Source organism: Streptomyces sp. NPDC003697 (genome assembly GCF_053587115.1).
Genome location: NZ_JBSFNN010000105.1, coordinates 1 through 19171, shown reverse-complemented (window position 1 = coordinate 19171; position 19171 = coordinate 1). Strand labels below are relative to the sequence as shown.

14 protein-coding genes and 1 pseudogene are annotated in these 19171 nt (G+C 70.8%); 9 read left to right on the top strand and 6 right to left on the bottom strand.

Annotated features, from left to right (window positions below; genetic code table 11):
• The 3 genes from ACWDNY_RS28270 to ACWDNY_RS28260 form a co-directional block, all read left to right on the top strand.
• On the top strand, positions 1-151 hold a 151-nt coding region (locus ACWDNY_RS28270; protein ID WP_451648635.1), incomplete at its 5' end, for a hypothetical protein.
• A gap of 983 nt (positions 152-1134) precedes the next feature.
• The gene (locus ACWDNY_RS28265) at positions 1135-2187 is read left to right on the top strand and encodes an AI-2E family transporter (RefSeq protein ID WP_451648633.1); all 1053 of its coding nucleotides are present in this window, start codon (positions 1135-1137) and stop codon (positions 2185-2187) included.
• 280 nt (positions 2188-2467) lie between these two features.
• Complete coding sequence (locus tag ACWDNY_RS28260; protein WP_451648634.1) at positions 2468-4078, top strand: DUF4429 domain-containing protein; 1611 nt, start codon at positions 2468-2470, stop codon at positions 4076-4078.
• Between the two features lie 130 nt (positions 4079-4208).
• On the opposite strand, the gene ACWDNY_RS28255 is transcribed toward ACWDNY_RS28260, so the two are convergent.
• Positions 4209-4736 carry a hypothetical protein gene (locus ACWDNY_RS28255; protein WP_451648632.1) on the bottom strand — a complete coding sequence of 176 codons (528 nt, stop codon included), beginning with the start codon at positions 4734-4736 and terminating at the stop codon, positions 4209-4211.
• Between the two features lie 407 nt (positions 4737-5143).
• Between ACWDNY_RS28255 and ACWDNY_RS28250 the strand changes: the two genes are divergently transcribed.
• The 3 genes and pseudogenes from ACWDNY_RS28250 to ACWDNY_RS28240 all read left to right on the top strand — a co-directional run.
• Positions 5144-5521: an effector-associated constant component EACC1 gene (locus ACWDNY_RS28250; RefSeq protein ID WP_451648631.1), complete on the top strand. Its 378-nt coding sequence runs from the start codon at positions 5144-5146 to the stop codon at positions 5519-5521.
• Positions 5518-11190, top strand: coding sequence for a caspase, EACC1-associated type (locus tag ACWDNY_RS28245; RefSeq protein WP_451648630.1), 5673 nt, complete (start codon positions 5518-5520; stop codon positions 11188-11190). The genes ACWDNY_RS28250 and ACWDNY_RS28245 overlap by 4 nt, the downstream gene beginning before the upstream one ends.
• Positions 11191-11265: 75 nt before the next feature.
• Positions 11266-11394 (top strand): annotated as a pseudogene (locus tag ACWDNY_RS28240) (IS630 family transposase); the annotation flags it as partial.
• 186 nt (positions 11395-11580) lie between these two features.
• Here ACWDNY_RS28240 and ACWDNY_RS28235 read toward each other — a convergent pair.
• The 3 genes from ACWDNY_RS28235 to ACWDNY_RS28225 form a co-directional block, all read right to left on the bottom strand.
• A complete protein-coding gene (locus ACWDNY_RS28235; protein WP_451648629.1) occupies positions 11581-12381 on the bottom strand; it encodes an inositol monophosphatase family protein in 801 nt (266 codons plus the stop codon).
• A 349-nt stretch (positions 12382-12730) separates the two neighbouring features.
• Positions 12731-13444, bottom strand: a complete 714-nt coding sequence (locus ACWDNY_RS28230) for a GAF domain-containing protein (RefSeq protein ID WP_451648628.1) — start codon at positions 13442-13444, stop codon at positions 12731-12733.
• Positions 13445-13799: 355 nt separating this feature from the next.
• Positions 13800-14723, bottom strand: coding sequence for a GNAT family N-acetyltransferase (locus ACWDNY_RS28225; protein WP_451648627.1), 924 nt, complete (start codon positions 14721-14723; stop codon positions 13800-13802).
• Between the two features lie 349 nt (positions 14724-15072).
• On the opposite strand from ACWDNY_RS28225, the gene ACWDNY_RS28220 reads away from it, so the two are divergent.
• From ACWDNY_RS28220 to ACWDNY_RS28210, 3 genes are all read left to right on the top strand, one after another.
• Complete coding sequence (locus ACWDNY_RS28220; protein WP_451648626.1) at positions 15073-16272, top strand: hypothetical protein; 1200 nt, start codon at positions 15073-15075, stop codon at positions 16270-16272.
• 11 nt (positions 16273-16283) lie between these two features.
• Positions 16284-16874 carry a hemerythrin domain-containing protein gene (locus ACWDNY_RS28215; protein ID WP_451648625.1) on the top strand — a complete coding sequence of 197 codons (591 nt, stop codon included), beginning with the start codon at positions 16284-16286 and terminating at the stop codon, positions 16872-16874.
• Positions 16875-17493: 619 nt separating this feature from the next.
• On the top strand, positions 17494-18585 hold the full coding sequence (locus ACWDNY_RS28210) for a carboxylate-amine ligase (protein ID WP_451648624.1): 1092 nt from the start codon (positions 17494-17496) through the stop codon (positions 18583-18585).
• A 165-nt stretch (positions 18586-18750) separates the two neighbouring features.
• Here the strand turns inward: ACWDNY_RS28210 and ACWDNY_RS28205 are convergent, their stop codons facing one another.
• Together ACWDNY_RS28205 and ACWDNY_RS28200 are read right to left on the bottom strand one after the other, a co-directional pair.
• Entirely contained in the window at positions 18751-18969 is a 219-nt protein-coding gene (locus tag ACWDNY_RS28205; RefSeq protein ID WP_451648623.1) for a hypothetical protein, read from the bottom strand.
• Positions 18970-18979: 10 nt separating this feature from the next.
• The coding region (locus tag ACWDNY_RS28200) for an SPW repeat protein (RefSeq protein WP_451648622.1) at positions 18980-19171 on the bottom strand (192 nt) is incomplete at its 5' end.

Here is a 19171-nt window from a genome sequence, read left to right as displayed (position 1 = left end):
CCTCATCGAGAAGACCCTGGCCACCGCCGCCGAGGAAGGCGTCGGGGACCCGCGCCAACTCGAACAGCTCCTCGCCCGCGCCGTGGCGAACTGGGTGTTTCGCACCCACCGCCGCAAACCCCTCATCATCCCCGTCATCATCGACGCCTGACCCACAGCCCGGGCAGGCGCCCGGGGGCGGACGCCGATGTGCACGAGGTGAAACTCGGCGACGAGTCGGTCCTGATGTCCAGCCTCGTCACCGGCACCGGGTCGGCCCGTACGAGTCGACGCCCGGGTTTCGCCCGGACGCGTCCGGGCGGCCCGGTGGCGAGCGCTGCGTCGGGCATCCCGCAGCGCCTCCAGCAGCTGACCTGCCGCCCGAGCAGCAACAAGCTGGCCCGAACGCCGCTCACCGCGCCAGCCGATCAGTGCTGGGGGCGCGGATGCGCGGGGAACGGGGGCGCCGCGGGGTAGCAGCCAATAGCGATCCCTCACGCAAGGGCTCGGGGCAGCCGCCTGAGCCGATCAGGAAGGCGCTCACCGGAGCCGCATACATCGCCCCGGCCCACATCACCGACGACAGCAGGGCTGTAGCGATCAGGCTTGCGGCTGACGGCGCCGTCCCCCACCGGGCCGACGCTCCTGCGATTGCACCTGCGGCCACCGCCACCACGACACTTCCTTCGACGGTTACGGCTTACTGCACCAGCGTGCAACGCACTCCGGGCATCCGCACCTGGGGCGTGCGTGGGCGGCCCGCCACCGCCGGTGAGGTCCACCGAGCCGCGGACCGGTCCCCGCAACGCCTCCGCACCCGCCGGGCCGGCGTCGCTTCCCCACCCTGCGCGCTCCGGGGTCGGACGGCGCGGATCGGGATGATGTGAATGAGTCACGGAAGCGCGCTCACGCAGAAGGCCCGCCACCTCTCCCACTGCACGGCATCAGCCATCGGGCCAGTGGTCGAGGGTGAGGAAGGCAAAGCCCTCGAAGTGCTTCGCGGCCCCGCTCGGCCGGGATGCTCAGGACGTCACCGGCGGCCCAGCGATGGGTGCCGGCGCCGCCCCCTCGTTTCCCGTCACTGCGGCTGGGCACTCGGTGGGCATGGGGTCGCGTCCGGTTCCGGTGCGAACCATCCTCGCCACCATCGGGCTAGTGCTCGCCACCTACGTCGTACTCGAGCTGGTGGTTCACGCTCGCCGGGTCTTGATCTGGGCGGTGGTCGCGCTGCTCTTGGCCGTCTCCCTCCACCCGGCCGTCGCGGCGCTGCAGCGACGGGTGCCGCGGTGCCGACGGTCGGTGGCCACCTTGCTGGTCTTCCTGGCTGCTGCAGCAGCCGTCGCCGCGGTGATCGCCCTGTTCGTCATTCCCCTGGTTCAGGAGGGAAGCAGGTTCGCCGATCGGCTGCCCGCGATGATCAGGGACGTCCGAGCCGGCCGCGGGCCCGTCGGCCACCTGCTGGAGCGGATTCACGTTCTGCAGTACGTCCAGCGGCATCACGGGCAGATCCAAGCGTTCGCTGCGGGGCTGAGCACGCCCGCCCTGAGATTCATTCGCGGTGCCGCGAGTACCGCGGCCGGGGCTCTCACGATTTTCGTCCTGGCTTATCTGATGGTCCTGGAGGGCCCCAAGGTCATAGACAGATCGCTGGCCCTCGTGGACGAGGAGCCCGCGGCCCGCATACGCCGCGTCGGTGCCGCGTGCGCCCGAACTGTCAACGGTTACGTGACCGGAAACCTGATGATCAGCTTCATATGCGGGCTCCTGACCTTCGTCATGCTGCAGGTTTCCGGAGTGCCGTTCGCCGGTCTACTGGCTGTCTTCGTCGCCGTGACCGACCTCATTCCTCTGGTGGGTGCCACCATCGGGGCGGTGGTGGCTTCCGCAGTAGCGTTCGTCCACTCCCTGCCGGCCGGCATCGGAGCCATCGTCTTCTTCATCGTGTACCAGCAGGTCGAGAACCACCTCTTGCAACCGGTCGTCCTGTCCCGGACCGTCAAGCTCAACCCCCTCACCGTGCTGCTGGCCATCCTGATCGCCACCGAAGTCGCCGGGATCCTCGGTGCCCTGCTGGCGATTCCCGTCACCGGCGTCATCCAGGTCATCCTCGGTGACCTCTGGGCCCATCGCGGCGGTCGGCGGCCGGGGCTGCCGACGCGGGCGGACAAAAGCCCCGAGAACACCGACCGGTCCGGCGACACCGAATGATCGCCACAGGACATCCCAGCCCCACGAGCACAGCGGGAGCGTTGCAGCTCGAGTTCTCCCGCACCGCTGCGGAACTGGAGTTTCTGCATTCGCAATGGGCAGCTATGCGTGAGCGGACGCCGGAGAGCGACGATGCACTCGTAACCCAGTGCCAGCACGTCATCTCCGTGCAGAACGAAGGCTGGATGGCGAAGTGGTCCGAGGACGCGCAGGGAGAAGTGTCCCGCACGGAGGATGCCCGATGAGAGCAGGAGTGCTCGTCGCCACGGGGCGGACCGTGATGCTGCTGTCGTCGCTGGGCATCGTTTACGGGTTCTTCCACGACCACGCTTGGATGACGTATCCCTGTATGGCGCTGGTGGGTGTGGGGTTCCGTCTACGTCAACAGGGCCGGCGGTGGGGGCTCAGGACTGCTCAGGAGATCACGGAACTGGCTGAGTCTGCCGACCTGGTGGTTGCCGAGGCGCCGTTCATCCTCTACCTGCGCGGCTTCGAAGTGGATAGTCGCACCCGTGGCATGCTGCCGCACGGTCAGTTGACTGTTCTGAACATGCCGAAGCTCAGCGAGGAAGAACTCCTGGTCCGGGCACTGTCCGATGTCGCGCCTGTGGTCGCGATCGGGGACCCCGCAGACGCGCTACCGCAACTCGGAGCGAAGCGCGTTTACTACCGCGAGCGTGGCAGTGGATGGAAGAAGGTCGCCAGTGAACTCATCCACACGGCGTCGCTCGTGGTCATCACCACCGGCGACTCCGGCGGGCTGGACTGGGAGTACGAGCACGTGCAAGCGGACCTTCCCCTGGAGCGGCTATTGATCATCGTGTGCGGGGACGGTCACCACTATGAGAGATTCCGGCAGCGGGCACGTGCGCGAGGCTATTTCCATCACCGCGAACTGCCTGAATGGCCCACCATGCTGTCGCTGTACGACAGAAGAGCTATCCGGGCGGCGGTCCGCTTCGAAATGGACGGTACACCGAGCCTGGAACCCCTCGTCTTCAACACTGGCTGGTCTTCCCGGACGTCGGCTCTGGAAACGTCGCTACGCAAGCGGGTCATCGACCGTTGGCGATCAGAGCTCGCAGATGGTCTGACAAGACCTTCCGGCAGTACCTGGCCATGCCGTTTCGAGGTATATGCCGACGGTTCCCAGGTACCCCTCGCGGTCCGAACGCAGAACCCACAAACCGGCGCTGTCACTCACAGGCCCGCCACGGTACGGGGCTTCGACGGCGAGGTCACCGCCTACGAAGACCACGTGGAGATCGCGTACAACAGGAAGGAACAAGGAAGTCTGAGAGCAACTCTGGGCAGTCGCAGATACCCGTATTCCTCCCTGACAGGAGTTCAGCTGGATCTCACGTCTCCCGTCGGACAACAATCGCTGCGTCTCACGGTGCGCGAGGGCGCTGACCTTCTCAAGCCCTTGGTAGATCACGTTACTACCTGGGAGGATCTGAACAGCCTGCTGATCAGGCCGGACGCCCAGAAACAGGCTGCGGCTGTATCTGAACAGATCGGCAGGCGCATCGTAGAGGCAAGTGCCCACACCCACGCGTTTGTCCACTCAGGTTCACAGCCATATGTCGCCGAAGGAAGTCATGGCTGGACGGTGTTCGATGGGGAGAACGTCAGGCTCTCCTTCAGCATCGCCGCTCCTCCGGCGAAGCGGGGCAGAAGCACCACGATCCCGCTCGCCGAAATCGCCGAGGTGCTGTACCAGCACCGCTGGTTCAAGGGCACCTTTAGGATCCTTCGTCGTGGCCGCTCCTTCTCTTCCCTCCCGGATCTGAAGGAAGACATCGACAGCATGGACTGCCTTCCTCCTCGCGAGCACTGGGTTGTCCTAGTGGCAGCGATCAAGACCGCTATTGCCAAGACTGATTTGTAGAACGTGGAGTTATCCGCGTCAACTGATCCGCGAGTCTTGACAATTACTCGACCGGGTGCGGGAGGACGGCTTCACCGCCCTCGTCGCGACACCCAACTGCGACCGGTCGTCTCACCAACGGGACTACGGCTTACAGCCGGTCCCCCATGGCGGCCGGTTCCGGAGGGTGCGGACCTCCGCCGTCCTTGATGTCCTGCTCGCAGGTTCGTCCGTCGTAGGACTGGTCATTGGGGACCAACAGCACTCCGGCAACCTGTTCAGGGTGCTGGACGGCGAGCCAGTCGTCGCCCGTGAGACCACCGTCCGGTCCGAAGGCCTCAGACGAATAGACCGTCTGACACCCCAACGCCACGCGCTCCTTGTCGACCGCGCAGGCGTCCACCGCAGGGCCGGATCTCTCGTCGGCGCCGTCGAAGCGGTAGTGGAAGTGGACCTGGTCACCTCCGGAGGGCACCTGCGGGTGGGGCTCGAGGCGCCAGTCGACGACCTCGGCGGTGACGCCGAGAGGCCGCCCAGACGTGTCCTCGACCTGCACCCTGGCACCGGCCTCACCGCGCTCGGCAGTCGTGTCGGTGCAGCCCCAGTGGGAAGAACAGCCGGACAGGGCGAGAATCACCAGAGCCGACACAGGACCGGCGACTATCCGTGCGGGGAACACCGAGTTGACCTCCAGTCAGGGTGGAGCGGAGCAGTCTGTCCCGGAGCATGGCGGCTGCGGGTGATGGCGACGAGCGCCTGCCGCGGTGAATCATCGCCTTCATCGCCGCCGGGATGCGGAGGCCCCGCCCGTACGTGACGCAGCCCACAGGAACTCCTCGCGTGGCGTGGAGAGAAGTGGTCGCGAGGAACTCAGAGAACGATGTGCGCCGCCGCGTGCGCGAGGGGGATCGTGAGGCGTTCGCCTGGTTGTAAGAGAGCGCCGGACGGGGGAGGGCACCGGCTCGCGCCCGCTTCGACGGCTGAGTCCCGGGCGGCTCCTCGCCCTCACATCAGATCCGCTCAGGCACGTCCAGATGACTTAATATCCAATTGAGTTGCTCCGTCCCCGACGAACGGCAGGCACCTATGGGCATCCGCATCCGCATCGAGGACGACGCCGACGAGCAGGCTCTCATAGACCTGCAGGACTGGCTGACGGACGACCCGGACACCAAGTCGCTCGCCGTGACGCCGGTCTCCGGGCAGGGTCCGACGATGGGGGTGCTGGAGGCTCTCGACATCGTCCTTGGCAACGCCACCGACCTGGGCTCGTTCGCCGTCGCCTACGCCACCTGGCGGCTGGCTCGCCGTGAGAGCGGCGACGGTGACGGCGACGGCGCCCGTGTTCTGCGGCACGGGAGCGTCACGGTCGACGTCGGCCACCTGAGCGCCGACGAACTCGCCGCCCTGCTGCGGCGACTGGAGAGTGGGGACGGCCAGAACGAGGCTTCCTCCCCGTCATGACCGGACCTGCCGCGTCGCCGCCCGTCGCCGCAGCGCAATCCCGTGCCGTCCTCCTCGGCGTGCACGAGTACGACACCTTCGGCAGCCTCGACGGTGTCCGGCTGACCACACTGGCTCTGCGCGAGCAGCTCCTCGCCCCGGACGTCGCCGCCATGACCGACGAAGAGTGCGTGCTGCTGCCCGCCGACAGCGACCCGCTCGACGCCCTCGACGCGGTGCAGCAGGCGGCCGCCGCGGCGCGCGGGCTTCTCCTCGTCTACTACGCCGGCCATGGTCATATGGCCCGGGACCAGCGCACCCTGTACCTGGCTACCAAGAGGTCGGACGCGCTACGGCCCCACCGGTCCATCGAGTACGCCAGGATCGGCGAGTACGTGGCCCGTTCTCCCGCACAGCACAAGATCATCATTATCGACTGCTGCCACAGCGGTGCCGCCCTGCCCATGGACGACGGGACCGCCGAGGTGCCCACGGCAGCCTTCGACGTCGACGGGGTCTGCGTCCTCACCTCCGCCGCGAGAACGAAGAAGTCCCTCTGCCTGCCCGAGGGGAGCCTGTTCACCCTCGAACTGGTGAGAGTCCTCCGTGAGGGGCTCACCGGCCCCCTTCCCGACAACCGCCGAGGCGAGGAGCAGCCGCACCTCCTGGCCGCCGACGTGCACCACACCTTGCGGGAACGACTGAGGGGCCGCCGCGTCGACGGCCATCCCGTCCCCGCGCCCAAACTGCTCAGCCAGGACGCCGGTCACCGCATTCCCCTACTGGTCAACCGGGCGTTCACCGGTGTCACCGCCCGGCCGCCCGCAGAGGTCCGCGCCGCACCCTCGGAGGCGGCCGGGAGCCGGCTCACCGCCGTCGTGGAACAGCGCGCGTTTGTCGAGGGCCTGGGTGGCTTCAAGAAGTACCTCACCACCGAGCACCTGCCGTTCGTCTCGCCCGGGGCCGGCCACCGGGCCGATCCCCGGCAGTTGTTCGAACGCCTCAAGAACCGCCCGGACCGCGGCATCCTGCTGGTGGGCGCGGCCGGAACGGGCAAGACGCGCACCGGTATCGAGGTCGGCCGGATCGCCACCGCCCCCGAAGAGCAGTGGCGCGTCTTCCACGTCCGATCCGGCCAGGACGTCTCGGTCACCGGGGAGATCAGCCAGCAGGTCCTCGCGGGCACCGGCCCCGCCCTGGTGGTGATCGATTACCTCAACGACTACATCAGCATCAAGGACGAGGAGTCCTCGCTCGACCTGGCCGCCCTGCGCCACCGGCTCCTGCCCGAGGCACAACGGCTCGGCATCCAGGTGGCGTTGCTGGCCTCCGTCCGCCCGGGCTGGCTCGAGAAGGCCGACACCTCCCGGCTCCACGAACTGTTCGACGAGGTGGAACTCCGGCAGGACGAGGACTTCCAGCGGGCGATAGCCGACAACGCCCTCAACCAGCTCGCCCCCACCGCCGCGGCGCGGCTCGGTATGGACCGCGTGCGAAAAATCTGCGGACGCCGCCCCATCATCACCCTGCTGGTGGCCCGGGAGCTGGAGCGCCGGGTCGTGAAGGGCCTGCCGACACCTCGCCCGACCGGCCTGCGCTCCGACGGCGACCTCGCTCAATGGCTGGAGAACCGGCTGAAGGAGGACGACCTCGCCGTCGCACGCAAGGAGCACACGCTGCGCCAGGTCGCCGCCTCCGCCGACCTGGTCGCGGCGGCCGCCGCCGCTGCCGCCTGCCCGCAGTCCCGCCCCCAGGTGGTCGCCGCCGCGGCGGCCGCCCTCGCCCAAGCCGGCGAGGATCCCGCCGACGCGGACTCCATCGTGGACACCCTCCTCGACCTCAGCTGGCTGGAACCCGAGGAGGACGGCGAGATCCTGGCCGTCGCACACGACGTGGTGTGCGACCAGCTCGTCGAATCGGTCATCAAGCCCGGCCGCAACGCCCGCCCCGACCGGATACGCACGACCGCCCTCCTCGAAGGCGCCCTCACCCACCCGCGCACCGTCGGCCGCTACGCCACCCACCTGGGCCGGCTCATGCACGACCTGGCCCACGCCTCACGTGCCGACGCCATCGCCGCCACGCTCGACGCGTGGTTCACCCGCAACGCCGAGGCGATCGGCCGCCTGATGCTGACCGACGCCAACGTCGGAAGCTACGCGCTGGGTGCCCTGTGTTCCGGCCCTCCGTGGTCCCAGGCCGTCGTCGACACCTGGCAGCAGGTGGTGGCCCCTTGGCTCGACCGATACAGCCACCGGGTGGGAGCCCGTCACCTGCTGTACCGCGGACTCCGCAACCTGCCCGCCGGAGAAGGGCACCTTCTCACCCCCATCGCCCAGCGCTGGCTCGCCGCCCACGGGCGGCGTCAGGAAGCCGGCTACGTCATCGAGACGCTGCTGCGACGAACCGACGTGCCGCAGGCCGAGCGGCGGGCGGCCGTCGAGTACGCCGCCGCATGGCTGTCCCTGCACGGCACGCTCCCCGACGCCTCTTTCGTGCTGCGTCCCCTGCTCACCGACCCGGACCGCTCCCCGGAGCAGGTCCGGAAAACCGTCGCCATGTGCCTCGCGTGGCTGGAGCAGCACAGGCTGACGCGCAGGGCTGCCCTGCTCCTGCTGCCCCTGGTGGCCCGCACCGACCTCGACCCCGACGACAACGCCCGCCTCCAGTCCTTGGCCGTGGAGTGGCTGAGGGAACACATCGTCAGCCAGTTCTCCGACAACGTGCTGAGGGCGCTGTCCAACCGGCCCGACCTCGGCGAGGAGCGGGTCCGGGACGTCGTCGGTCTCACCGTCGCCTGGCTGGACCGGCACGGCCTCACCCTGGACGCCTCGTTCCTCCTTCGCAGGGTCCTGGTCCGCACCGATCTCACCGATACCGAGACCAGGCGCATCATCGAGCATGCCATCCGGTGGAGCGCCGCCCACCTCGACAGCGACAAAGCCGACTACATACTGAACGCCACACTCGCACGAACCGAGCTGACCGGAAGCGAGACCCGGCAGACCCTGGACCTCGCCGTCCAATGGCTGACCCGGCACCCCGCCCTGCTTTCGGCCAGCTTCCTCCTCGGCCACCTGCTGCAGCGCGGCGACCTCCCGTCCGGCCACGCCGACCTCGTCATCGGCTCCGCCATGACCTGGCTGCACGCGAACTCCACCGCCCCGACCGCCAGCTATGTGCTGCGTCCCTTGCTGACACACCCCGGTTTCTCACCGGCCGAGGCCACGTGGGCCGTCGACGTCGCGCTCGAATGGGTCACCCTCCACCAGGAGACCGGCACGGCCGGACACGTCCTCGCCCCGCTGCTGTCCCGCACCGACCTCACCGAGGAACAGGCCCGCCGGACCATCGCCCTGAGCTTCGCCGACCTCCGTCTCGTCACCACCGCGGCCAGCGCCAGTTTCGTGCTGCCCGCACTGCTGGCCCGGCCCGACCTGACCGGCGAGGAGTCCGCGGAGGCCGTCGACCGTGCCGTCCAGTGGCTGGCCTGTCACCCGACCGTGCCGGAGGCCCGGTTCCTGCTGGAGACCCTGCTGCAGCGCACCGATCTCGCTTCCGAGCAGACCGGCCTCCTGCTCTCCTCCGCCATGGCGTGGCTGGGTGAGCATCCCAGTGTGCCCGCGGCCGGCCATGTGCTGCGTCCCTTGCTGACACACCCCGGTTTCTCACCGGCCGAGGCCACGTGGGCCGTCGACGTCGCGCTCGAATGGGCCGCCCTCCACCAGGAGACCGGCATGGCCAGTCACGCCCTCGCCCCGCTGCTGTCCCGCACCGACCTCACCGAGGAACAGGCCCGCCGGACCATCGCCCTGAGCTTCGCCGACCTCCGTCTCGTCACCACCGCGGCCAGCGCCAGTTTCGTGCTGCCCGCACTGCTGGCCCGGCCCGACCTGACCGGCGAGGAGTCCGCGGAGGCCGTCGACCGTGCCGTCCAGTGGCTGGCCTGTCACCCGACCGTGCCGGAGGCCCGGTTCCTGCTGGAGACCCTGCTGCAGCGCACCGATCTCGCTTCCGAGCAGACCGGCCTCCTGCTCTCCTCCGCCATGGCGTGGCTGGGTGAGCATCCCAGTGTGCCCGCGGCCGGCCATGTGCTGCGCCCCCTGATCTCACACCCCGGTTTCTCACCGGCCGAGGCCACGTGGGCCGTCGACGTCGCGCTCGAATGGGCCGCCCTCCACCAGGAGACCGGCATCGCCGGACACGCCCTCGCCCCGCTGCTGTCCCGCACCGACCTCACCGAGGAACAGGCCCGCCGGACCATCGCCCTGAGCTTCGCCGACCTTCGTCTCGTCACCACCGCGGCCAGCGCCAGTTTCGTGCTGCGCGCACTGCTGGCCCGGCCCGAACTGACCGACGAGGAAGCCGGACGGGCCGCCGGTCTCGTCGTCCAGTGGCTGACCCTCAACAGCGCCGAGCCTGGTGCGTTCTACTTGCTGGGCCGTACCTTCGCCTTCAAGGCTCTCCCCGACGGCCTGCGCGACGCCGTCCTCACCGCGGCCAAGACCTGGCTGGCCCACAACGCCACCACCCCTGAGGCCCGTCTCGGCGTGGGGTACCTGCTCCAGAACAGCGGAATCAGGACGGGTGACCGGCGGCTCGCCATACTTGCCATGGACGCCGCGCGGATGTCCATCGCCACGCCGGACATCTTCCACACGCTGCTTGCGCTGATCTCCTCCAAGCATCTCCCGCCGGAGATGAGCGCCGAGGCGACACGGCTGTCGGTGCAGTGGCTCTCCCTGCACGGTGACTCCTACGAGCCCGCGCAGCAGGTACTGGTGCAGTTGCTGAAACGCAGGTCGGTGTCGGACGAGGAGGCCCGTACGTCGGTCCGGTACTCCCTTCGGTGGCTGGAGCGGCACGGGGACCGGCCGGATGCCCGACAGGTGCTCAGGCTCCTCGTGCGCTTCGTCTCGCTGCCTGCCGAGGACCTCCCCGCCGTCGTGGACCAGGCTGCCAGGTGGCTGGAGATCCACCACACCGAACAGGACGCCGCCGACCTGCTGCGCCGGCTGCTCATCCATCCGCGCCTGACCACCGGACCGGCCGCGGAGCTGGCTCTCGGCTATGCCGAGTTGTGGCTGCGGCACCACGCCACCGCGCCCAACGCATGCCTGCTGCTGCCGTCCGTGCTCACGCATTCCCGGCTGAACGCCACCCAGACTCAGCAGACCCTTACGCACACCACCGCGTGGCTGCGTCACAACGCCACTTCTCCTTCGGCGAGCTACGTCCTGCCACCGCTGCTCGATCGCACCGAGCCGGGCACCGCCCAGGCGCAGCAGGCCCGCGAGTGGGCGGTCGCATGGCTGGAGCACGACCCCGCGCTGTGGCAGACGGTCTTCGTCATGCGGGCACTGCTCGGCCGCGACGATCTCGTCGAGGACCAGCTCGCGCGGACCAGAGCGGCGGCCTTCACCTGGCTGGGGCGGCACGCACACCGCCGCAGCGCCGGGTCCGTGATCGCCGCACTGCTCCCGCGCGCGGACCTGTCTCCCGCCGAGGTCCAGGAACTCGCCGAAGCGACCCTGACCTATGCGGCGAGCCGTGCCGGCAGAGTGGCCGGGGCTGCCGCCGGGTCGGCCGAGCCCGCGGCCGCCGAGTGCCTGACACTGCTGCTGCGCCTGCCGTACCTGAGCGAGCCGCACCGGACCCGGGCGGAGGACGCACTGCGACCAGTGCTCTGACCGGGAAGGTTCGCCGGGGCGACCGTCCGGGCGGTTGGATGTACGGCGACGTTCGGTCCGGCTGCTGGGGGTGTGGTGGCAGAGCCTGTCCGTGTGCGCGGACTGACCGACCAGGAGGGGCAGAAGCCGCAGCAGATCGTGCGTCGGGGCAGTACCAGTTCGGTGCGCTACCGGCGCGCGATGATGCTGCCGGCCTCGGCCGGCCGCAAGAAGGGTGCCGCGAACACCCTGGCCGCGCTGAAGTCGATCCGTGCCGCCCGCCCCGACGGGTCCCCGATCTACGTGATTCTGCCCTCATCCGTAGTGAGAAGGCCATCCGCTGGGGCGGCAGGCCGGCCCCTCCAGGCCGGAGCCTGGCCCAGCCCGACGAGAACCCATGCGGTCACAGCACTAGCGTCGGCAGCGCATCATCGACATCAGCAGCCTGTGGGTCTCGTCGTCGGCGGCGACCACGAGCCCACGACCTGCCTCCCCCATCGGGGCACCGTCGATCCCGGTGACAACGCAGCCGGCAGCCCGGCACAAAGCGATGCCGGCCGCGAAATGCACGCTCCTGGAGAGGTCGCCGCCATCGGTGACATACGCGGCGCGCTTGCCGGCAGCCACCCAGGCCAGCGCCAGCGTCGTGGATACGACGCGCGGCCGGAAACGTTCGATGAACCCAGGGTGGGCCAGCAGTTCCACAGCCCGGAATCCCGGCGCACTCGGGAACGGCGGATCCAGGTTGACGTCCACCAGTCGGCTGGCGGGCGTGGGCGTCAGCAGTGTGTCGTCGGCCCCGTCATGCCGCGCCCAGGCGGTCGCCGCGTCGGTGAAGAAGACCTCGCCGCTGAACGGGTCGGCCACGGCCGCCGCCCCATCGCGCAGCGCCACGTTGACGGCCACCAGCATGTTGCCGACGGCGTAGTTCAGCGTGCCGCACAGGGGATCCACCAACCACTGGCGCAGAGCGTCAGCGGAGCCCTGCTGCCCGCCTTCCTCGCCGAGCACCGCGTCATCGGGCCGTGCGGCACGGATGACGCCGAGGATCGCCTTCTCGGCCTCCACATCGGCGGCGGTGGCAAAGTCCCCGGCACCCTTGTCGATGCGGTCGAGTCGCTGACCGTATATGGCGCGGACCACGTCCGCGCCGGCCCGCGCCCCGGCTATCGCGACTGCGGCGTCGTCGGAGCTCGCATATGAGTCGATCACGCCGTGCAGACTATCGAGCGAAGCTACCGCCCCGGTGGACCTTCCGGTCGGAGCACTGGCGGTGACATCCGTTCTCCGAGAGCCTCCGCCGCACCGCGCCGACGCACGGCGATACCCATGGTCGTCGGGGCGACCGGCACGGCCGGTGGGTGGGAAGGCCCACCGCCACCCGGCGTGCTCGAGGCCCCGTCGGCGTCTTCGCGGCTCAGAGCCCGGTCGGTCCCTTCGCGGCCGGCGGTGAGGTCGGACGGGTCGGCAGCGGGGGTGTGCGGCGCGGCGGTGGCCTCGGAGGCATCCGCAGGCCGAGTCGGGCGAACGTTTGGAGGTGGGGCCGGCTGCGGCGGCGCACTCATGACGCAGTGGGCGGCCGGCGCAGGATGTCGTTGGTGATGTCCGCCAGCGACCTGCCGGTCCGGAAGGCCTCCGCGCGCATCAGGGCCAGCGCGTTCTCCGGGCTGAGCCCCTGGCGGGAGACCAGGGCCGCCATGGCGCGCGCCGTGTCGAACCAGTGCGCCCGGACGACCTCCTCCGGCTCCCACGCCGGGGCCCGGGTCCCGGTGACAAGCGTCTCGCGGATCCCCAGGAGGGCCGCCGACACCGCGTCGGCCACCTCGGACGCCTGCTCCAGCGCCTCCGCGCCGAGCGCGTGGGGGCGGAGAGCGAGCAGGTCGACCGATCCGAGGACGTAGTCGCCGAAGAAGAGGGGAAGTGCGTACACCGAGCACACGTGCGGCAGTCTCTCCCGCATGGTCGCCCCGAACAGCGGCCACGGCGTCAGCTCGTGACACAGATCGTCCACCGCCACCGTCTCCCCGCTCTGCGCCGCGGCGAGGCAGGGGCCCTCCAGGACCGTGAACTGGACCTCCTCCAGCAGCAGCGCGTCGTCGTTCGAGGCGGCGACCAACTGCCGCGACGGGGTGTCGGTGAGCAGCGACAGCGTGGCGCCGTCCACACCGAGGCCCTTGGACACCGCCGCGCACACCCGCTGCGGGACCTCCTCGGCCCGTGCGCCCGCTGCCGCCTCCGCGACCATCCGCGCCGCCCTCGTCCCACCGGTCGTCATCCGGCCCTCCGCTGCCGTGGGAGATCCGTGACGCGAGGCGCGAGACCGGTCCGGCGCGGGCGGCCCGTGGGGTGCCGCGTCCCCGTTGAGTGCTGCTGAGGGCCCATGCAAGGGGAGTACCCGGCCACGTCGCCGCGACGCGTGGGTGGTGCACGGGCCTCCCACGGCAGAGGAGGGGGACACGGCCCGTACGGGGTGGTGGCGGGCGGACGTCGGCGTGGTGGCGGGCGGGCGGCGACGTGCGGTCGGCGGCGGCCGCCCCGGTCACGTGTCCACGTCGGCGAGGATGTCCCCGCGGGCCCCCGCGGCGATCGCGCAACCAGCCGCACGCCCCACCGGACCCGCCCGGTCCCGGCTACCCGGTGGTGAGCGCCTTGCAGTAGACCGTGGAACTGCGCCGGACCGTCATGCCGATGCGCTCGTACAGCGCCAGCGCGCCGGTGTCCGAGTGCGTCCACAGCGTGCAGCCCCGCTTGCCCTTCCGGTGGAAGGTGCGAAAGGCCTCCCGCAGCAGCAGGCGAGCGATCCCGCGGTTCCGCTGGTCCCGGCGGACCGCGACCCGCTCGACGTACCCCTCCTCGTCGCCGGGGACGTCAAGGGACAGCACCGCGCCGACCATCCGGCCGCCGGCGAAGGCGACCGGGGAGGCCTCGGGCGCGAACGTCGCGCGGTCGACCGTGTGCCGGGCCCATTCGTCATAGGTCTTCCGCCGCTGCTGCCACTCGTCGAACGCGTCCTCGGTGAGCCGGTACGCCGCCTGCGCGTCGCCGGCGCGGAAGGCCCGGACCGTGACACCCGCCGGCGGCTCGGGCACCTCGGGCTCGACGGGCGTCGCGATCTCCAGCAGCCACTCGGTGACGAGCCGGGAGTACCCACTGGACCTCAGAAGCGCGATCGCCGCACGGTCGTCGTCGGGCACCGTCTGGGCGAGCCGGTCACTGCCCAGGTGCCGGGCCCGTGTCTCCGTCCAGGCGAGCAGCGCACCGCCGAGGCCCCGCCCCGTGTGACCGGGATGCACATGGGCCGTGGCGCGCCGGCCCTTCACCCAGCCCCAGCCGGCCAGCTCGCCACCGCGGTCGTGGACGAGCACCGCGTCGGACTCCAGGTCCAGGCCGGGCATGCCGAGATCGGCGGCCGTGCGGTCGGAGCCGGTCGCGGCACGGCCGTGGAGCTCGTACTCGCACGCGGTGACCAGGCGGCGGACCGCGGGGGCGTCGGCGGTGGTCGCCGGCCTGCTTCGGTAACCGGCCGGCAGCCACGTGGATGAATGACCAGACATGGGTGAACCCTGCGTCATCCGTGTCTCCCTGTCGACCTGATGGCCCGACCGGCGGTGTGGCGGCCTCGGTCCGCGGGGCTGCGGGCAGAATCCTCCTCGCCGGGTTCGGTACGGCGTGCGCCGCACGGACGTCCGTCCGCTCCCAGGGGCGCCGTGATTCGGTCAGGTCATCTGCCGGTCGGGACGGCATCCTGGTTGATCCGCCAGGGGGAACCACGCGCGCTCCCAGCCCCAGCGGTGGCCGGAATCCTTCCGCCGTGGACAGACTCGGGGGCAGACCCGTGCTCGTCGACCACGGCGGGGTACCCGCCGGCGCACGAGTTGCCCTGCCCCCGGGAGGCACCCCCCAATGACCTTCAACCCACTCGAGCAGCGGGGCATCCCGCTGGACCGTCAGCTGCGCAGCTGGCGCGAGCTGAACGTCCAGCCGATCGACCCCGACCGCTGTGACCCGTACACCCGCTGCCGGATCATCACCATGAACGGCATCGAGGTGGAGGCGATCCTCTTCAGCCACCAGCTCGCCCGCAACACGGCCGACATGGAGGTGAAGCGGCAGCTCGCCAGGACCCGCTACATCGAGGCGCAGCAGCAGAAGGTCGTGAACTGGCTGCTGCCCGGGGTCTCCTCGGTTCTGGAGACGACGATCGCCTACGAGCAGGTCGCCGTCGACCTGACGGCGTGGGTGGCGCGCATGGAGCCGGACCCGTACCTGAAGCAGGCGTACCAGTTCGGCGTGCTGGAGGACTTCGACCATCTGTACCGGTACGCCAACCTGTACGAGATGATCGAGCACCGCAAGGCGGAGACGATCGTCGACAACCTCACCGAGGTGATGCCGGGACGGCCCACGAAGTACCACCACCGCAACCCCGTCGACAACGTCCGCGACCCGTACGACAAGGACACGACGAACCCGCTGTCGAAGCTGCACGCACTGACGATCATGTCGGCGGAGCAGCAGACGATGAACTTCTACATGAACACCGGCCCCACCTACATGGAGCCGATCGCCCGCCGGCTCTACCAGGAGATCGGGCTGATCGAGGAGGAGCACGTCACCCACTACGAGTCGCTGGTCGACCCGGGTGAGACGTGGTGGGAGCAGCTCGTCAACCACGAGTACAACGAGTGCTACCTGTACTACTCCTTCATGGAGCAGGAGAGCGACCCCAAGGTCAAGGCGATCTGGGAGCTGCACCTGAACATGGAGCTGGAGCACCTGCACCTCGCCTGCGACCTGATGCGCCGTCACGACCGGCGCGACCCGAAGGAGGTCCTGGCGCCGGAGCTGCCGAACGTGCTCACCTTCGAGCCGAACAAGCAGTACCTGCGCGAGCTGCTGGACACGCAGATGGACCTGACCACGCTCGGCGCCGGGTACGTGCGCGAGGCGCACGAGCGGTTCGAGAGGATGCAGGAGCAGATCCACGGGGGCGAGGAGCCGCCGAGCGAGCGGGTCATGGCCGAGCACGACGCGATGTTCGGCCGCGAGTACCGCCTGCAGTCCGAGGGCGAGCACCCCGACCCCGCCATGCGGGAGAAGTGAGACGGCCGCACATGACCGAGCTGCACACCCCTCAGGCCGGTGAGGACCGGGCCGGGGACATCGACGTCGTCGCCCTGCTCATGCGGCAGCACGGCGACATCCGCAACCTCTTCGACGAGGTGGAGCAGAGCGGGGGCGAAGCGCGCCGTACCGCCTTCCGCCGTCTCGTGCGGCTGCTCGCCGTGCACGAGACCGCCGAGGAGGAGGTCGTCCACCCCTTCGCCCGGCGCACGCTGCCGGGCGGCGGGCAGGTGGTCGAGGACCGCCTCACCGAGGAGCGCAAGGCCAAGGAAGCGCTCGCGGCCCTCGACGACATGGACACCGACGACCCCGGCTTCCTGCCCGCGCTCAGGGCCCTGCGCGCGGACGTCCAGGAGCACGCTCGCGCGGAGGAGCGCTACGAGTTCACCCACATCCGCCGCAGCGTCGACGTCACCACGCTCGCCGCCATGGCCAAAGCCGTCAAGGCAGCCGAGGCCATGGCCCCGACCCGGCCCCACCCGGGGGTCGAGTCCGCCGCCGCCAACGTGACCGTCGGGCCGGTCGCGGCCCTCGTGGACCGCACGAGGGACACCGTCCAGAAGGTCATGAGCAAGGGCTGAGCGGCGCGCCACCTCCGCCTGCGGGAGCCCCGTCCCCGGCCCGACGTGCTCCCGCAGGCGGCCCCCGGGCCGGGGAACCCCGCGGCCCGGCGGGCGGGCCCCGACCCCGCCGAGCGGCCCGCCGGCCGCCGTGCCGCGCGGCGCCGCCGGGGGCGGGCCGGGGCGGTTGCGGGTGGCGATCACCACGGTCACCCTGCCGGACCACCCGCTCGCCACCGGCAGGGCCGGCGACTCCGTCGTCATGGTGTTCCCCTCGGGCCGGGGCGTGGGGACGGGAACGCGGCTTTGCGCCGTCACTCACCGGCGAACAGGTGGCGCGTCCCGGTCCTGCCGGCTACCCGGCCCGGCGAAAGCCAGTCCCGCTGGTTCCCCCCGCCGCTCGCGTCCCTTCCGGCGCACGACCGGACGCCGCCCCCGTGCACGGCCGGTGATCCGGGCCCGGCGGCGCATGGCTTGAACGGCAGCGGGCCAGGTTTGCGCGTCGCGCGCCCGCGGCACGTACGAGGGGCACCCACCAGGAGAACGAGCGGCACCGGGTGCCTTGACCACAGGCGTCCGCCCGCCGGAAGCGCACCTGTTCCTCGCAGGGCGGTGCAGCGGCGGCAACGGAGGGCCGGCGATGACGACGGTCGGTGTCGAAGAGGAGTACCTGCTGGTCGACCCGGTGACGGGCAGACTGGCCGCGGACGCGGAGAAGGTGCGCGCCGCGGCCGGCCTGGAACCCTTCGTCACCCCGCGGGAGATCCAGCCCGAACTGCTCCAGGCGCAGGTGGAGGTGGCCACCCCCGTGTGCCACACGCTGCCCGAGGTCGGCGGCCATCTGTCGCGACTGCGCAACGCCGTCGCCAGAGCGGCGCGGACACACGGCTGCCGGATCATCACCAGCGCCACGCCGCCGTTGCGGGAGGACGCGCCCGCCCCGGTCACCGACCGGATCCGGTACCGGGCCATGCAGCGGCAGGCGCCGCAACTGGTGGCCGAGCAGATGGTCAACGGCATGCACGTCCACGTCGCCGTCCCGAGCCGGCGGACGGGAGTGCAGGTGCTGAACAGGGTGCGGGTGTGGCTGCCGACGCTGACCGCCATGGCGGCGAACTCCCCGCTGTGGGCGGGCCGCGACACCGGATTCGCGAGCTGGCGCACCGTCGTCTTCGGCCGCTGGCCGGTCAGCGGCCTCCCACCGCACTTCGCCGACGAGACGGACTACGACCGGCGGGTGCGGGGGCTGTTGTCCACGGGCGTGATCGTCGACGCCGGGCAGCTCTACTGGCAGGCCCGGCTGTCCGAGCGGTATCCCACGGTCGAGATCCGGTGCCTGGACGTGCAACTGGGCACGGACGAGGCCGTGATGTTCGCCGGGCTGGTGCGGGCGCTGGTCGACACCGCGCTGGACGGGGCGAGCGTCGGCGGGCCGGTGGCGGAACCGGGCCCGGAGCTGATGCAGGCGGCGATGTGGCAGGCGGCCCGCCACGGGCTCGGCGGCGATCTGGTCGACCCGGACGGCCGGCGTGTGCGCGCCGGTGACGTGGTCCGCCGGCTGCTGCACCACGTCGGCCCCGCGCTGGCGGCCGCCGGTGACACCCGCGAGGTCGCCCCACGGGTCCACCGCCTGCTGCGGCACGGCACCGGGGCGGACCGGCAGCGCCGGGCCCTGGCCGAGGGCGGCCTCGACGCCGTCGTCCGCCTGGTCGCGGAAGCCGGCGGTACGTGAGGGAGCCCGCCTTCCCGGTGCCGCCCTCTGGGCCCCGCCGTAGGGCTGACCGGCGGGCAGCGGCAGGCGAAACGCACGCGGGGAGCGGCTGCCGTTCCCCACCCCCGTGCCGGGGCGCCTCCCGGCGTGGGGAACTCCTGCCCCGGCCGGGCCGGCCCCCGCGCGTCAGCGGTGCGCGGAGCGCCGGACTGCCCGGGCCGGCGCGACGACGGCGCCCGCCACCGCGGCCGCCGCGGTCACCACCAGGGCCGCGCGGTGCCCGGTGGGGCTGCCCACCGGTGAGAGGTCGCGCAGGCGGTCAAAGGTGCTGAGCGGAAGGCCGCTCACCACGTTGCCGGCGCCGGCGGGACACACCGGGGTGCGGGTGGGTCGGGGCGCCGGCACGCACCACACCTCACATCGGGTTCCTTCCGTGCCGGCTCTCGGACGACTCCGCCGCTCGGGCGGCGGCGCTGGCGGCCAGGGCCAGCAGCAGGGCGATCGCCCCGGTGACGACGTTGTTGATGATCGTCTTGGTGGTGGCGACGTTGCCGGAGACGACCCAGGGGGCGATGATCGCCCACACGCCCAGAATGCACGCTCCCCA

What these genes read in the sequence shown, in the direction of transcription:
- ACWDNY_RS28210 (WP_451648624.1), top strand. Translation starts at nt 17,494, where the DNA reads ATGACGACGGTCGGTGTCGAAGAGGAGTACCTGCTGGTCGACCCGGTG.
- ACWDNY_RS28260 (WP_451648634.1), top strand. Translation starts at nt 2,468, where the DNA reads ATGCTGCTGTCGTCGCTGGGCATCGTTTACGGGTTCTTCCACGACCAC.
- ACWDNY_RS28245 (WP_451648630.1), top strand. Translation starts at nt 5,518, where the DNA reads ATGACCGGACCTGCCGCGTCGCCGCCCGTCGCCGCAGCGCAATCCCGT.
- ACWDNY_RS28225 (WP_451648627.1), bottom strand. Translation starts at nt 14,723, where the DNA reads ATGTCTGGTCATTCATCCACGTGGCTGCCGGCCGGTTACCGAAGCAGG.
- ACWDNY_RS28250 (WP_451648631.1), top strand. Translation starts at nt 5,144, where the DNA reads ATGGGCATCCGCATCCGCATCGAGGACGACGCCGACGAGCAGGCTCTC.
- ACWDNY_RS28220 (WP_451648626.1), top strand. Translation starts at nt 15,073, where the DNA reads ATGACCTTCAACCCACTCGAGCAGCGGGGCATCCCGCTGGACCGTCAG.
- ACWDNY_RS28230 (WP_451648628.1), bottom strand. Translation starts at nt 13,444, where the DNA reads ATGACGACCGGTGGGACGAGGGCGGCGCGGATGGTCGCGGAGGCGGCA.
- ACWDNY_RS28215 (WP_451648625.1), top strand. Translation starts at nt 16,284, where the DNA reads ATGACCGAGCTGCACACCCCTCAGGCCGGTGAGGACCGGGCCGGGGAC.